This is a genomic window from Winogradskyella sp. UBA3174 (genome assembly GCF_002364335.1).
Lineage (GTDB): Bacteria > Bacteroidota > Bacteroidia > Flavobacteriales > Flavobacteriaceae > Winogradskyella.
On record NZ_DEXW01000056.1, the window covers coordinates 4505 to 5780 of the forward strand.

The following is a 1276-nucleotide window of genomic DNA, read 5'->3' on the forward strand; positions in this document are numbered from 1 at the left end:
ATTCCTGCGGAATATTCTATCTGTGATTTATTTGCTAATTTAATTGCTAATTTAGTTGCTTAAACACGCAACTAACCATACACAAAACCGTTAGCTGTAATTTGAGTGACCTTGTATACTTACTTTAATAAACAATAAAACTAATAAAATGGAACACCAACATAACCAACCGACTCCCGAAACAATAATGCAAATTGGTACCGGATTTTGGGCTTCAAAAATTCTATTAAGCGCAGTAAAATTTCAAGTTTTCACAATACTTGCAGAACAAAAAACAATGACAGCTGCGCAAATAAAATCACATTTAGGTTTTGAATGTACCGATAGACATGTATTTGACTATTTGGATGCTTTAACCACTTTTGGTTTTTTAAATCGTGAAGGTCTTTTAGAAACTGCAAAGTATACAAACAGTCTTAATACTGACTTCTTTTTGGATAAAAACAAACCCTCATATATTGGCGGAATGCTTGAAATGTTAAACAACAGGTTATACGGTTTTTGGGGTAATCTTGAAGACGGTTTACTTACAGGACAACCTCAAAATGAAGCCAAAAAAGGAGATAATCTTTTTGAGAAAATTTATGCAGATCCAGATAGATTAAAAGAATTTATTCATGCAATGAGTGGAATACAAATGGGGAGTTTTATGGCATTTGCTCAAAAATTTGATTTTTCTAATGCTAAAACATTAGTAGATATTGGCGGATCTGCTGGGTTACTTTCTTTGATGGTTGCCAAACACCAACCACATATGAATTGTACTACTTGGGATTTACCTCCTGTCACACCTATCGCAATTGAAACCATTCAACAATTTCAACTACAAGATCGAGTTAAAGCGGAAGCAGGTGACTTCTTTAAAGACCAATTTCCAAAAGCAGATATTATTACTATGGGTAATATTTTACACGATTGGGATGAAGAAACTAAAATAATGCTTATCAAAAAGGCCTATGATGCTTTACCAGAAGGTGGCACATTAATAGCTATTGAAGGAATTATTGACGAAGACAGGAATAAAAACGTATTCGGTTTAATGATGAGTCTTAACATGTTGATAGAAACTGGAACTGGATTTGATTATACACTAGCTGATTTTAGTAAGTGGGCTAAACAAATTGGTTTTAAATCAACTACAATTCTACCTTTAGAAGGACCAACAAGTGCTGCAATATCTTATAAATAAAACTACAGCTAACACCGTGTATAATTTATTGCTAGTCCTCGCCTACTTACGAAAATTCCGCTGCAATTTTCTATCTGTGATTTGTTT

Annotated in this window: 1 protein-coding gene; it reads left to right on the plus strand. The window is 33.4% G+C overall.

What is annotated here, in order from left to right:
• Window positions 1-148: 148 nt before the first annotated feature.
• Window positions 149-1189, plus strand: coding sequence for a methyltransferase (locus tag B2U95_RS10195; RefSeq protein ID WP_296315887.1), 1041 nt, complete (start codon window positions 149-151; stop codon window positions 1187-1189).
• Window positions 1190-1276: the final 87 nt, after the last annotated feature.